Source organism: Paenibacillus cellulositrophicus (assembly GCF_009363095.1).
GTDB lineage: Bacteria > Bacillota > Bacilli > Paenibacillales > Paenibacillaceae > Paenibacillus_AQ > Paenibacillus_AQ favisporus.
Genome location: NZ_CP045295.1, coordinates 4,168,891 through 4,183,043, shown reverse-complemented (window position 1 = coordinate 4,183,043; position 14,153 = coordinate 4,168,891). Strand labels below are relative to the sequence as shown.

Sequence of the window (14,153 nt, the reverse complement as noted above, 5' to 3'; positions counted from 1 at the left end):
TTCGAATGTTGCAGGTCTTCTCATAGGTTCTTGTGCCGAGCCGATCCCGCCTTATTTCGGCAGTTGGAAGGAGCTCTTCAGGGAGACGACCAGGTTGAATACCGGTTGTCCGGGCGCAGAATACTTCGAATCCACGTTAAAATATCCGTGCCGGAAAAACTGGAACTTGTCCTGCGGCTTGGCATTCTTCATGTCCGCTTCCACAAAGCCGTGCAGCACTTCGAGGGAGTTCGGGTTGATTTCGTCCAGGAAGCTTTTCTCTGCTGTTTCGGCTTCGTTCTCCTCGGCCGGGGCATCCGTCTCTTCCGCCTTGATCAGCGGCTCATACAGACGGAACTCGGCCGGTACGGCATGGGAAGCTTCGACCCAGTGGATGGTTCCCTTGACCTTGCGGCCGGTGAAGCCGGTGCCGCTCTTCGTCTCCGGATCATAGGTGCAGTGAATTTCCGTCACCTGGCCGTTCTCGTCCTTCACGAAGTCATGGCATTTAATGAAATAGGCATTCTTCAGCCGGACCTCATTCCCCGGGAACAAACGGAAATATTTGTTCGGCGGGTTCTCCATGAAGTCGTCCTGCTCGATGTAAATTTCGCGCGAGAACGGGATTTGCCGCGTGCCCATGTCCGGGTTTTCGGTATTGTTCTCCGCTTCGAGCCATTCCACCTGGCCTTCCGGATAGTTGGTGATGACCACTTTCAACGGCCGCAGCACCGCCATCGTCCGCGGAGCCTTCAGCTTGAGGTCCTCGCGGATAAAATGCTCCAGCATTTGCAGATCCACCAGGCCCTGGCTCTTCGAGATGCCGGTCTCGTACACGAAATTCCGGATCGCTTCCGGCGTGTAGCCGCGGCGGCGGAGTCCGGAAATCGTCGGCATGCGCGGATCGTCCCAGCCGTCGACGATCTTCTCGTCCACGAGCAGCTTCAGCTTCCGCTTGCTGGTCAGCGTCTGCGCCAGATTCAGGCGGCCGAATTCGTATTGATGCGGTGTGCTCTCCATCTCGCATTCCTGGATAACCCAATCATAGAACGGGCGCTGATCCTCAAACTCCAGCGAGCAGAGGGAGTGCGTTACACCTTCGATGGCATCCTCCAGCGGATGGGCGAACGCATACATCGGATAAATGCACCACTTGTCCCCCGTGTTGTGGTGCGTGGCATGGGCGATCCGGTAAATGACCGGATCCCGGAGGTTGATGTTCGGCGAGGCCATGTCGATCTTGGCGCGAAGCACCTTCTCCCCATCCTTGAACTCGCCGCTGCGCATCTTCTCAAACAGCTCGAGGTTCTCCTCGACACTGCGGTCACGGTAAGGACTGTTCTGGCCCGGCTCGGTCAGCGTGCCGCGCGTCTCGCGGATTTGATCGGCTGTCTGATCGTCGACGTACGCTTTGCCTTTTTTGATCAAGAGCACCGCACGGTTGTACATCTCATCGAAATAGTCCGAGGCATAACGCTTCTCTGCCCATTCGTATCCAAGCCATTTCACGTCTTCCTCAATGGATCTGACGAACTCCACGTCTTCCTTCAGCGGGTTCGTATCGTCAAAGCGCAGGTTCGTTGCGCCTTCGAATTCGCCGGCCAGCGCGAAATTGATCCAGATCGCCTTGGCATGTCCAATATGCAAATAGCCGTTCGGTTCCGGAGGAAAGCGGGTGACCACTTTCTGAACCTTGCCCGACTTCAGGTCTTCCGTTATGACATTTTTAATAAAATTGGAGGGAGTGCTTGGTTTCTCCACAGTTATCAACCTTTCATCCATAAAGTCTTCTGTATAGATAGACCTCGTCCATCTTATTCTCTGTATAAAGCTTGTTTCATATAAATATACCTGTAATGCCGGGAGAGTTCAATCATTCGCGCTCCTCTCCCCTTTTACGTGAACGCGAAGCCTTATACATCCTTCCCCAATCCAGGGGCAAACATGAAAATTGGGGCTAATACCATTTTGACGCCATTTGAGGAATAAGGTAGCATGGAAATAAAAGCCGAAGGGGGCCTAAATGCATATGAAATCGATGAAGCTGGCGAAGGAACAGCGGGACCAGGCGATTCTGCAGATCCAGCAGTTTTTTGAGCATGAACGCGGCGAAGCCATCGGTGAGCTGGCAGCGGACGGCGTGCTGGACTTCTTTATGACACGCATCGCTCCGCATGTGTACAACCAGGCGCTGAGCGACTGCCGCCATGTGGTCAGCCAGAGAATGATATCCCTGGAAGACGATATATACGCATTGGAACAAAAGGTTAAAGCGTCCCGTTAAGTACGAGGGGAGAAGTGAAAACGCATGGTTGGTTACATTTATAAGCTGGCCGCCAATTTCGCCGATCTTGGGAAAAGAAAGAGGGATTCATTCATGTTTACATACGCACTTGACGACCAAATTGAGCTCCGGCCCCTGGCGCTGCAGCATGCACGCCCGCTGTTTCACTTGACCGACCGGTCACGTGACCGGCTGCGGGAATGGCTCCCCTGGGTGGATGCGATCCGGGAAGTGGAGCATACGGCCAATTTTGTGAAAAATGCCATTAAGCAGGGCGCCGAGAACGGCGGCATTTCCGCCGGCATTTGGGTGGACGATGAAATCGCCGGTCTGATCAGCTACCATCAGATCGACTGGAACAACCGCTCCGTCAGCATCGGCTACTGGCTGGGGAAGGAATTTGAAGGCAAAGGTATCATGACCAGCGCCTGCCGGACCTTTGTCGATTATGCCCTGATGGACATGGATCTCAACCGGGTCGAAATCCGCTGCGCAACGGGCAACCACCGCAGCCGCGCAATCCCCGAACGGCTGGGATTCGTTCTCGAGGGAATCGTCCGTGAAGCGGAGAAGCTGCCCCAAGGTTACGTGAATCACGCGGTCTATGGGATGATACAAAGCGAATGGAAGCTGCTTCGGTAGCCCGTTTTGAAAACCCTTCCTCCAAGGCAGACAAAATGCCGCCGCTCCTGTCCAACGGACAGGGGACGGCGGCATTTTTGCGATCCGATGATGCGGTCATTCAGCGATGCTCAGACGTTCGGCAGCCCTGGATAACTGAGCGGCCAGCGGACTAGCCGCTGCATGTCCGGTTTAGGCCAGCCAGTTGCTGAACTGCTCCTTCACGGTCGAAGCAAGGGCTTCGACTTGGAGCATCCGTGCAATCTCTTCCCGGTCCGCCCGCTTGCGTCCCAGCGCCAGCTGGCGCAGAACCGCGGCCACCGTCACGCCGCCCGGGCTGGATTCACGCTTGACGATGGACGATTGGCGGTCCAGCACCCCTTCCTGGAGCACGCGGAGATAAAAGCCGCTGTATCCGGTATCCAGCACCCGTGCCGGGAAGTCCGTCACCCCATGCTTGCTGGCGATTTTGAAGCAGGGAAATCTCGGCTGGGCGACCTGCATGACCGTCCCGCCGATTTCAAACGTATCGCCAATGCACACCTCTTCTTCCAGCAGCCCGGATACGGTCAAATTCTCGCCAAAGGCCGGGCACTCCATCGGAATGCCCAACTCCCGCTTCCAATAGGCGTAATGCTCTACAGGATAGACGCACACGGCCTTGTCAGGCCCGCCATGATTTTTCAGGTCACCTTGGCCGTCCCCTTCCATCTGCGTGCGTCCAACGAACACTTCTCCTTCAATCGGGCGTTTATGTATGCCGGTTGTGAGCGGTTTGCCCATATACTCCACCGTGATCGGTTTGCCGACGTTCACCGATACGATCCGGTAAGCGGTATCCACCTGATTCATTGCGGCTTCCCTCCAAATTGATCATCTTGCTTCCATCATAGCATTTGGGGATGCGCCGGTACAAAAGAATTACACGAGCTGGGATGGCCCTTAGAGAGCCTGTACCAGCCCGCCGTCAATGACAAGGGTTGTGCCGGTAATATAGGTGTTGGCACCCGATAACAGGAATACGACGCCTTTGGCGAATTCCTCCGGCGTTCCGTACCGTCCGAGCGGAATTTCGCTCTGGGACTGCTCTGCGACCTCTTCCGCGCTGACTCCCTTCGCTTTCGCATTCGATTCGTTCAGCTGGATGATCCGGTCGGTCTCGATCCGCCCCGGTGCCACCGTGTTCACCAAGATTCCGTACTGAGCCAGCTCCTGAGACAAAGACTTGCTCATGCCGGCTACGCCGTTGCGGAACGTATTCGACAGAATGAGCCCGGGAATCGGCTGCTTAATCGACGTCGACGTCAAATTGACGATATGGCCGCCCAGTCCCTTCATATGCGGGAGTACCTCACGGATCATTCGGACATAGCTGAGCAGGTTCAGCTGGAAGGCTTTATCCCAGTCTTCATCCGTCAGCGTTTCAAACGTTCCCGGAGACGGACCGCCTCCGTTATTGACCAATATATCGATGCGGCCGAACTTCTCGGCCGTATAACGCACCATCGCTTCCACTTCATGCGGAATCGTAATGTCCGCCGCGTAATATTCCACCACGCCGCTGCCGAGCTTCTGCAGCTCCTGCTGTACCGCCTCCAGCTTGCCGTCGCTGCGGCTGACCAGCATCACATCGGCTCCTTCTCGCACCAGTTCAGCGGCGATCGCTTTGCCCAGTCCCTGACTGGATGCAATGACAAGCGCCTTTTTACCCTCAAGATGAAGATCCATTCTCTTATGACCCCTCTTCTATAAATTCTGCTATACCCTTATAAACTGATCATTCGGGGATGAAACCATTCGGATTCTTGAATGCTGCTGATGACAAAGCGTTAATTATAGTATAAAAAGGAACCTTCACCTTGTGAAAGTCCCTTTTGTACCGTTTTATATCGGGCAGACTGACTAATTATGCACAAAAAATGTAATATCATGGTATTTTACAGGATGGATAGCCCCATAGCCCCATTAAGAACGCGGCAGAAAGCAGCTCATCAATATATCATCGACATCGCGGCCGCCGATACAAAATTCCCGTTCCAGGCAGCCCTCCTGTACGAAACCACATTTGCGGTAAAATGCGATGGCTCCGGGGTTGGAAGACAGGACCCGCAGTCTCAGCTTTCTTTTTCCTTGCTCCTGCGCCCATTTCTTTCCCGCCTCGATCAGCCTCGACCCGATCCCCTCCTGCTGATAATCGGGATGAACCGCAATGTTAATTTCACAAACATGGCTGTTGCTGGAAAGGCCCGTAGCCGGACGAAATCCGATGTACCCGCACAGTACGTTGTCCACCACGGCCACCAGCTGGGAACCCGGCGGGCAGTGACGCAGATAGTCCTCCCGGGAAGACCAGCGGACCGGTTCCGGAGCAGTCCACTCGTTCCACACGAGGGCGTCGATATCCATCAGCGCCTGGGCGTCCCTCATTTCCGAGAGGCGGATGGTCAAAACACGATGTTCGGATGGCATAACAGCTTCACCTCGATTGATAGTAAACTAGGACCAAGTTCAGGGGTATTTGAATCATCGTCAGCTTCCGAAGGATGCGGCCAGATCGATCTCCGCCTGCCGGTTGCGAACCGCGTGCGTCACAAAGAACACGACCGACAGCACCGCTACCCCAATCGCCAGCCAGGTCACCGGCATGATTCCTCCGTTATCATACAGTATTCCCATGACATAGGGCCCTGCCATTCTTCCGACGGCCCCCATTCCGCCGGTCAAACCGATATAGAACGGAGCCGCCTTATAGGCGTGATCGGAAATAAAAGCCGGGATGGCCGGCGAGATCAGCATCTCTCCGAGCGTCGCCAGGATCATAGCCATGACCATTCCCGGATAACTGTGCAGACCAGCAATGACAAGATAGGCCGCCAGATAAAAGAGGCCGCTGGCCGTAATTTGGGCTGACGAGGTCCGTGCGAACCAGCGCTTGATCAGGCTTGTCAACGGCTGGGCGACAAAAATGAGAATGCCGTTCATCGTCCACAGGAAGCCATAGGCCCGCTTCGGCATGCCCTCGGAGATAATGAACGGGGACACGCCTGTGTTCCAGATCGAGTTCCCCAGCCAGAGGAACAGGGAACCGATGCCGATGAACAGGTAAACCCTCGTATTGCAGAGCAGGGACCAGGTACCTTCGGCACGTTCGGGCTTGTCCTTTTTCTGCAGATGAACCGGCCCCTGCTCCTTATCGAGCCGGCTGAGATAATTCAGGAAAAACATGGCGAAAACCGCCGATGTGACCCCGTTCAGAATAAAGGTCAGGTCGTAGGACAGATCCGCAAGGAATCCGCTCAGCGCCGTCCCCAGGGCAACGCCGATGTTGTTGGCGACGTACACGACGTTAAACAGCTCGCCCCGCCGGTCGGCGAAGCGGTAGCCGATGAACGCCTGGATCGCCGGCATGGACACGGCGTTGCAGAAGCCGATAAAGCCCATCAGAGCCATGTATAAATACCAATACGGGCTGATGAAAGGCAGGGCGAACAGACCAAGCGCATTCAGGCTAAGCGACCCGACGATGAGCCGCTTCACCCCGACCCGGTGGTACAGCGCTCCGCCGAGCAGCTGGCCGATGATGCCGCCCAGCGCCTGGACCATGATGACCAGGCCGGCATCGGCCATCGAGTGGCCCAGCTCCTCAAACACGTACATGGTGGTGAGCGGCCACATCAGCGACCCGCCCGCCGAGTTGATCAGGCTGGCCGCCAAAAATATTTGAACTTCCCTTGGATAGGATTGCAGAAATTTCATGTTAGGAATCTCCTGTGCAGCGGTATGTGGTGAGGCCGGGCAGATGTCCGGCTTCTGAAACCGGCAGATAACGAACGAAAAAAAGAAAGCCCCAGGGGGCTCTCCGGCAGGTGTCCGCCAAAAGTAAAGCCGGCTGACACCTGTAGCAATCTATCGTTATGTCTGCCATCCCACATGACAGTATCTATCATATTGTGTCATCCCGCAATGACCTTCACTGACGCTTTACTTCGACAGTGGTCGAGAAGAACGTGGCTCCGCCGCCCATGTCGGCCAGGCGGTCAGGCGTCAAGGCGTTGGCCCGCTGCCTGCGGCCGTTCTTTGCCCACCACAATCCCTGGCTTACGACAGTGCCGGGAAGCATTTTATCCGTGACCACGGCTTTCAGCTCATACTGTCCCCGCTCGTTGTATACGCAGACGGGATCCCCGTCGGTAATGCCGCGAGCAGCGGCGTCTTCCGGATGGATCTGCAGCATCGGCTCCTTCTCCAGCTTCTGATGCTTTTCCACATTGGCGAAGGTGGAGTTCAGGAAATTGTGGTTCGGCGGCGAAATGAACATGAGCGGGAAGCTCTCTCCTGCCGCAGGACGGCGCTGACCGTCGTAGCCTTCCTTCAGCGGGACATACTCCGGCAGCGGCGGCAATCCTGCCTGCTTCATCGCTTCGGAATACAGCTCGATTTTGCCTGAAGGGGTCGGCAGCCGGTCCAAATAGTGCTGCTTCGGCGTCATGTCGAGCTTGACGAAGCGCTGCTCCTTCAGCGACTCCAAGGTTACTCCGTTCAGATAGGGATTGTCCGGATAATCCAGCGCCGCCTCGATCATCTGCTCCTCCGTCTGGGAGAAGGCCTCTTCATCAAAGCCCATTGCCCGGCCCAGCAGGGAGAACAGCTCCACATTGCTTTTGCTCTCGCCCTGCGCGGGAATGACCGGCTCCTGGATCTGAACATATTGATGCCAGTATGAGCCGAACAAATCTGTGCTCTCAAAGGAAGAGGTCGCCGGCAGAAGGATATCGGCGTATTTCGCCGTATCGGTCATAAACAGGTCATGCACGACCGTAAACAGGTCCTCCCGGGCAAATCCGGCCTGAACCCGTGCCGTATCCGGCGCGACGACCAGCGGGTTGCTGCAGTAGACAAGCAGCGCCTTGATCGGCTGCTCCGTCATGGCCAGCGCTTCCCCGATCCGGTTCATGTTGATGCTGCGCGCCTCCGGGTTCGGCCGCAGATCCGGGCGTTCCAGCGCTTCGCTGTTCATCGCGTTATAGCCGCCGTTGGACTTGGCGGCACCTCCGCCCTGCTTCAGCCAGTGTCCGGTCAGGGCCGGCAGGCAGGCGATGCTGCGGATGTTCATGCCGCCGTTGTCATGATGCTGCAGCCCGTTGCCGATGTGGATGTAGGCGGCTTCCGCCTCGCCGTACATACGGGCCAGCTTCTCGATATCTTCCTCAGGAATGCCCGTAATCTGGGATACACGGGCCGGGGTGTACGCCTTCACATGCTCCCGCAGCTCCTCATGGCCGACAGTGTACTTGGTCATAAAATCATTGTCCGTCAGTCCGTCGCGGAACAGGATGTGCATCATGCCCAGTGCGAGCGCCGTATCCGTTCCGGGATACAGCGGAATAAACCAGTCGGCCCACTGGCCGGTGCGGTTGCGGTGCACGTCGATGACAACCACTTTGGCTCCGCGCTTGCGGGCTCTCTCCGCAATGACGACTTGGTGCATGTTCGTGCTGATGATGTTGCCGCCCCAGACCAGAATCAGGTCGGCGTATTCAGTATCCTCCGGCGTTGTCCCGCCGCCGAAGCCCATCGTATATTTCCAGCCGGCGCCGCCGGCGGAGTTGCATATCGTTTGGTCCAAACGGCTTGTACCCAACGCATTGAGGAAACGCCGGTCCATGCCGTCGACGCTGAGAATGCCCATATTGCCGTAGAAGCTGTAAGGCAGTATCGCTTCGGAGCCATGCTCCGAAATAATATCCCGAAAGCGCTGGGTAATTTCCGTCACCGCTTCGTCCCAGGTGATCCGTTCAAACTGGCCTTCCCCTTTGGGCCCCGTCCGCTTCATCGGGTACAACACCCGGTCCGGATGATAAACCCGCTCCGTCATATTTCTTACCTTATTGCAGATCGCACCCTGAGTAATCGGGTGATCGGGGTTGCCGGTCACTTTGACGATTCTACCGTTCTCCTTGTGCAGCAGCAGGCCGCAGGTATCCGGGCAGTCCAGCGGGCACACCGCAGGAAAAACGCCGTTCTCTTGCTCGATCATCTCCCGCTCCATCTCCCTCTATATGAAGTCTGTATATGCTTGTATTTCTATCTTAAAGCGAGCCGGCAAAATCCGCAAAAGAAAAAATAAGGCATCTGTTTCAACCCCACGCCCGCCGGGTATAAAAAGAACAGGAGCATAGAGTGGACGAACCGTGTTCGCCCTGCCTGCTATGCCATATATCATGGACCACTCCCAACCGAATTCGCCAGGTCGATGTTTCGTTCCCCCGGACGCCGACCTGGCGAATTTGTTTATTTTTGGAATTCGATCAAAACCTGTGTTCCCGCCCTGGACATCGGGGTAATGCATACGTAGAGGTGATCAACAATGACAACCGTTTTTGTGGCAGGCGCAAACGGCCAGACCGGGCGCAGAATCGTATCGAAGCTGGTTGAGGCAGGTTATGACGTGAGAGGGCTGGTCCGTAAAGAAGACCACCTCCGGGATCTGGAATCCACAGGAGCCAAGGGTTATCTTGGAGACTTGTCGGGAGCTTTCTCCGACGGTATGAAAGGAGCGGACATCGTCGTCTGCGCCGCAGGGGCCGGCACCTCGGGTGATCCGGAGCATGTGGACCATGTCGGAACCGTTCGGCTCATTGAGCAGAGCGTGCTGGAGCAAATTCCGCGGTTTGTGCTGATCAGCTCTATGGGCACCAAGGATCCGGACGCCATGCCTTCCTTCCTGAAGCCCTTCCTGATGGCCAAACGCAAGGCCGAGACCATCCTGGAGGAAAGCGGACTGAGCTATACGATTATCCGTCCGGGCGGGCTGACAAACGAGCCGGGCAAAGGCAAGGTGCATGCCGCTCCGGAGCTGCAGCGTCACGGCCGGGTATCCAGAGATGATGTGGCCGCAGCTGTTCTCGCGGCGCTGCAAATCCGGCAGACCCATAACCAGTCGTTCGACCTGCTTGAAGGCGATACCCCGGTGGAGGAAGCCTTGAAGGGATTAAACGGCAGCGTTCCGCAGTAACCTCCGTTTGTGGGATGCAGCAAGAACACGGTTATCCGTACTTCAACTCCGGGATGGCGCCGGAGACGTAAGAAAACGTCTATCGGCGTACCCTCAAAGAAGACGGACCGCGTTTAAAGGAAGTTTTTCCTGCAATATCAGGAAGCAAAGGCTATGGAGTCTATACTTTCTGATATTATAAAAAAAACGTCTATCGACGTACCTTCAAAGAAGATAGACCGCGTTTAAAGGAAGTTTTTCTTGCAATATCAGGAAGCAATGGCTATGGAGTTTATACATTCTGATATTATCAAAAAGGTCTGTCCCGTTTTCGGGACAGACCTTTTTTTCAAGATATTATCGGTTCGTATCCCTTCCAGGATGCTTCACGGCATTTTACAACAAACCGCGAATGGCTTCCGTCATGGCCTCAGGCGACTCCTTCGGCTCAAAGCGGGCAACCACTTCTCCCTGCCGGTTCACCAGAAACTTCGTAAAGTTCCATTGAATCTCGCCGTCTTCGGGCCCCGGCTGCTGCTGTTTCAAATATTGAAAGAGCGGATGAGCCCCTTCTCCGTTCACTTCCACTTTGGCGAATACCGGGAATTGAACGCCATAATTCAGCTGACAGAACGATGCGGCTTCTTCACTGGTACCCGGCTCCTGTCCTCCGAACTGGTTGCAGGGAAATCCAAGGATTTCGAGCCCCTGTGCCTTGAACTGGTCATACAGCTTCTGCAGGTCGCCATACTGCGGCGTTAATCCGCATTGGCTTGCCGTATTGGCGATGACCAGCACTTTACCTTCATAATCCTGAAGAGACACCTCTTGACCAGAGGTCTTGGCTGCTGTGAATTGGTACACGGACATGTGATTACCCCTTTCTATCCTTCATATAGAATTGGTATTCTGCTGCTATTTACCCCGATGCTTGGCCTTGGCCTTCCTTACGGCGATCTCCCGCTTGTAAGCGGCCAGGGCTTCCCGCTGTTCCCTGCTTCGGCAGGCGCGCTGCTTCTTTGACTTCTCCAGCTCCAGGCGAAGCGCCTCCTGGCTCTGGGTGCTGACGCCGCGGGAGCGAGACTCCTTCGCCGCCTGCCGGGCAAGCCGCTTGGGATTGACCGACTTCACAGGCAGCCGCGCGGCCGGGACGCTGCAGGATAAACGCTCCACCAGCGCGGGAAGATCGTTCATAACGTATTCCCACACTTCCTGCAAAGACGGCTCGGCACCAAAGACGTGACGGCCTGCCTTAAGCCCGTCTGCTTCCTGAACTTCGACGACGCCGACCCAATAAGGATCTTCAAAAAATACCGTGAGTTTCACCAGTATTCCCCCTCTGTATAAATCGGACCGAGGGACATCCCGAGGGGGGAAGGTTACTGACATGTGATCCGGGAGGCAGTGCTGGCGAATCGCCCTCTGCCTCTGTACATGCGCCGCGGACTACCGACCGGGCTGTGATTTTACGATCCACTTTCCATGATACTCCAAAGCGGCCGTGATGCAAGTCCGGCCCCAAGCGAATCCAATGAAGCCGGGAATAAGCCTCATATCGGCATGCGGCGGTTCATATACTTTCCTATAGCTAAAAGCATGATTACTGCTGAAAAGGGGCCATACGCATGAATCATTCATCCAATCGGCCGGAGTCGGGCAGGCGGATTCCCCAGCCGATCCGCGGCCGCGAAGGGGCGACCGACGAGGGGCCGCGCGACGTGCTTCGGGACATGGAGAATCCCGACATGCTCGTTCCCCCGAAGACCGATAACGGGCTGATACCCAATTTAAAATTTTCCTTCTCCGATACGCACATGCAGCTTAATGAAGGCGGATGGTCCAGGGAAGTGACGGTTCGCGAGCTGCCCATCGCAACCACGCTGGCCGGCGTCAACATGCGGCTCACCCCTGGCGGCCTGCGTGAGCTCCACTGGCACCAGCAGGCCGAATGGTCCTTTATGCTGCTCGGCAGGGCACGCATTACGGCGGTGGACCAAAACGGGCGCAATTTCATTGCCGATGTGGGTCCCGGAGATCTCTGGTATTTCCCGCCAGGCATCCCCCATTCCATCCAAGGGCTGGAGGAAGGCTGCGAGTTTTTGCTTGTTTTTGACGACGGACATTTCTCCGATCTGAATACCCTCAGCATCTCCGACTGGTTCGCCCACACGCCCAAGGAGGTGCTCTCAGCCAATTTCGGCGTTCCGGAAAGCGCGTTTGCAGGCATCCCTCCCAGCCAGGTTTACATCGAGCAGGAACCCGTTCCCGGTCCACTGGACGGCCAAAAGGTAACCTCGCCCTACGGGGAGGTGCCCCAAACCTTTACGCACCGCCTGCTCGCGCAGCCTCCGATCATCACATCCGGCGGCAGCGTGCGGATCGTAGATTCGTCCAATTTCCCGATCTCGCGCACCGTAGCGGCGGCACTGGTGGAAATCAAACCCGGCGGAATGAGGGAGATGCACTGGCATCCGAATCAGGACGAATGGCAATATTACCTTACCGGCCAAGGCAGAATGACCGTATTCGCCGGTGGCGGCAAGGCCCGTACGTTCAACGTTCGCGCGGGCGACGTCGGCTATGTGCCGTTCGCCTTCGGACACTATATCCAGAATACCGGAACAGACAGCCTCTGGTTTTTGGAAATGTTCAAAAGCGACCGGTTCGCGGATGTGTCATTGAACCAGTGGATGGCCTTGACACCGCGGGAGCTGGTGGCGGAAAACCTGAACGTCGGGTCCGATCTGCTGGATGCGCTGCGCAAGGAAAAATCGCCTGTAGTCAAGTACCCCGGCTTCACCTACACGAAGCCAAAAGACGGCGCCCCGGACGGGTAACATCCAGGGGGCCGTCTTTTTACTAGATATAAGAAGGTATAAGCTTCGAAAACTTGGCTTTCTTGATACCGCGAGAAAAGTTAACGCTAAACGCGTTCCGTCTCCTATGAAAATAAGTCTCTAAACGTTATTCTAATTTCGCCTGTTCGTTCTGTTATCGTCCGGCGGCGTCCGCCGGAAGTCCGAACGCTTCGGCGATCAGCCGGAAGGACTGCAGCTTATCCTCAAAACGATGGGTAATGCTGGCGATCATCACCTCATCGGCATTGTATTCCTCGCACAGCTCTTCAATCCTGCGCTTCACCTGCTGCGGGGAACCGACGACCATCCGCTTGCGGTTCTCCTCAATCCGGATTCGGTCGTACCGCGAATACGGATATTCCAGCGCTTTCTCCACCGACGGAGTGCCTCCAGACGATCCGCCCTTTTCCAATAAAATGAGCGAGAGATCCATGCTGGACGCAATCCGGTTCGCTTCCTCCTCCGTCTCTGCGCATACGGCAAAGATGGCCACCAGGGACTGGGGCTTGTCAAAAATGGCCGACGGCTGAAAATGCTCCTGGTACCAGCGCATCACATCACTGCCGCCGGAACCGTTGATAAACTGGGCGAAAGCAAAGCCGGTTCCCTGCATGGCGGCAATTCCGGCGCTGCCCCCGCTGGAGCCAAGCAGCCACATTTCCGGAACGGTCTGGACCATCGGCGTGGCCAGAAGGCCCGCAAAAGGGTGTTCCGGACTCAGGGAATCCGTCAAATAGGCGATTAAGTCGTCGATTTGATCGGCGTAGCGGTCCTCGCCGCGCATCTTCCCTTCCTGAAGGGCACGGGTGGCCAAAGGCATGCCGCCCGGCGCACGTCCGAGCCCCAGGTCGATTCTGCCCGGATAGAGGCCTTCCAAGAGCCGGAAGTTCTCCGCCACCTTGTAAGAGCTGTAGTGAGGCAGCATCACGCCGCCCGATCCAACCCGGAGCGTCGACGTCTTCGCCGCCAGATGGGAGATCAGCACTTCCGGACTGGAGCCGGCAAGGTTCGGGGAAAAATGATGCTCCGATACCCAAAAACGATGGTATCCGAGCCGTTCGGCTTCCTGGGCCATGGCCGCTGTCTGGGCCAGCGCTTCCACCGGATTGCTGCCTTCCGATATCGTTGATTGATCCAATATGCTCAGCTTGATCATTACGCATCAAGACCTTTCTGCTTATAACTGATTACAGCCGGTGCTAACTGCTATTGCAGCAGCGGCATCCAGGTTTTGGACGAGCTGCCCTGCTATTATATCATGCGCGTGACGGGCTGCTGAAACGCTTGGCCGTAAAGTGGGAGGATGCCCGAATCATCCGAATCAGAAAACAAAATCGGCCTCGCGGCGATAGTGTACGGTTTGCACGGGCGGCCAACTCACCTCATTAGCAGATTTGGAGATTTGCCCCTAAATTTC

The 14,153-nt window shown here is 56.1% G+C and carries 13 protein-coding genes; 4 read left to right on the top strand and 9 right to left on the bottom strand.

Annotated elements, in window-relative coordinates; all coding sequences use genetic code 11:
• Positions 1-51: 51 nt before the first annotated feature.
• Positions 52-1,740, bottom strand: coding sequence for a glutamine--tRNA ligase/YqeY domain fusion protein (locus tag GCU45_RS18665; protein WP_181909198.1), 1,689 nt, complete (start codon positions 1,738-1,740; stop codon positions 52-54).
• Positions 1,741-2,008: 268 nt separating this feature from the next.
• Between GCU45_RS18665 and GCU45_RS18660 the strand changes: the two genes are divergently transcribed.
• Together GCU45_RS18660 and GCU45_RS18655 are read left to right on the top strand one after the other, a co-directional pair.
• Positions 2,009-2,263, top strand: coding sequence for a DUF2164 domain-containing protein (locus GCU45_RS18660; protein WP_076174757.1), 255 nt, complete (start codon positions 2,009-2,011; stop codon positions 2,261-2,263).
• Between the two features lie 93 nt (positions 2,264-2,356).
• Entirely contained in the window at positions 2,357-2,905 is a 549-nt protein-coding gene (locus tag GCU45_RS18655; protein ID WP_089550478.1) for a GNAT family N-acetyltransferase, read from the top strand.
• A gap of 171 nt (positions 2,906-3,076) precedes the next feature.
• Here GCU45_RS18655 and GCU45_RS18650 read toward each other — a convergent pair whose 3' ends face one another.
• The 5 genes from GCU45_RS18650 to GCU45_RS18630 all read right to left on the bottom strand — a co-directional run bounded on the left by GCU45_RS18650 (position 3,077) and on the right by GCU45_RS18630 (position 8,921).
• Positions 3,077-3,736: an MOSC domain-containing protein gene (locus GCU45_RS18650; protein ID WP_152399939.1), complete on the bottom strand. Its 660-nt coding sequence runs from the start codon at positions 3,734-3,736 to the stop codon at positions 3,077-3,079.
• Between the two features lie 90 nt (positions 3,737-3,826).
• Positions 3,827-4,612: an SDR family oxidoreductase gene (locus tag GCU45_RS18645; protein ID WP_076174766.1), complete on the bottom strand. Its 786-nt coding sequence runs from the start codon at positions 4,610-4,612 to the stop codon at positions 3,827-3,829.
• Between the two features lie 237 nt (positions 4,613-4,849).
• A complete protein-coding gene (locus GCU45_RS18640) occupies positions 4,850-5,353 on the bottom strand; it encodes a GNAT family N-acetyltransferase (RefSeq protein ID WP_152399938.1) in 504 nt (167 codons plus the stop codon).
• A 60-nt stretch (positions 5,354-5,413) separates the two neighbouring features.
• Entirely contained in the window at positions 5,414-6,640 is a 1,227-nt protein-coding gene (locus GCU45_RS18635) for an MFS transporter (protein ID WP_152399937.1), read from the bottom strand.
• Between the two features lie 214 nt (positions 6,641-6,854).
• On the bottom strand, positions 6,855-8,921 hold the full coding sequence (locus GCU45_RS18630; RefSeq protein ID WP_152399936.1) for a molybdopterin-containing oxidoreductase family protein: 2,067 nt from the start codon (positions 8,919-8,921) through the stop codon (positions 6,855-6,857).
• Positions 8,922-9,251: 330 nt separating this feature from the next.
• Between GCU45_RS18630 and GCU45_RS18625 the strand changes: the two genes are divergently transcribed.
• On the top strand, positions 9,252-9,899 hold the full coding sequence (locus GCU45_RS18625) for an SDR family oxidoreductase (RefSeq protein WP_076174814.1): 648 nt from the start codon (positions 9,252-9,254) through the stop codon (positions 9,897-9,899).
• Positions 9,900-10,274: 375 nt separating this feature from the next.
• Here GCU45_RS18625 and GCU45_RS18620 read toward each other — a convergent pair whose 3' ends face one another.
• A complete protein-coding gene (locus tag GCU45_RS18620; protein ID WP_152399935.1) occupies positions 10,275-10,748 on the bottom strand; it encodes a glutathione peroxidase in 474 nt (157 codons plus the stop codon).
• Between the two features lie 45 nt (positions 10,749-10,793).
• Positions 10,794-11,204 carry a YjdF family protein gene (locus GCU45_RS18615; protein WP_152399934.1) on the bottom strand — a complete coding sequence of 137 codons (411 nt, stop codon included), beginning with the start codon at positions 11,202-11,204 and terminating at the stop codon, positions 10,794-10,796.
• A gap of 299 nt (positions 11,205-11,503) precedes the next feature.
• On the opposite strand from GCU45_RS18615, the gene GCU45_RS18610 reads away from it, so the two are divergent.
• The gene (locus GCU45_RS18610; protein WP_152399933.1) at positions 11,504-12,715 is read left to right on the top strand and encodes an oxalate decarboxylase family bicupin; all 1,212 of its coding nucleotides are present in this window, start codon (positions 11,504-11,506) and stop codon (positions 12,713-12,715) included.
• Between the two features lie 154 nt (positions 12,716-12,869).
• Here the strand turns inward: GCU45_RS18610 and GCU45_RS18605 are convergent, their stop codons facing one another.
• Entirely contained in the window at positions 12,870-13,892 is a 1,023-nt protein-coding gene (locus GCU45_RS18605) for an LLM class flavin-dependent oxidoreductase (RefSeq protein ID WP_152399932.1), read from the bottom strand.
• Positions 13,893-14,153: the final 261 nt, after the last annotated feature.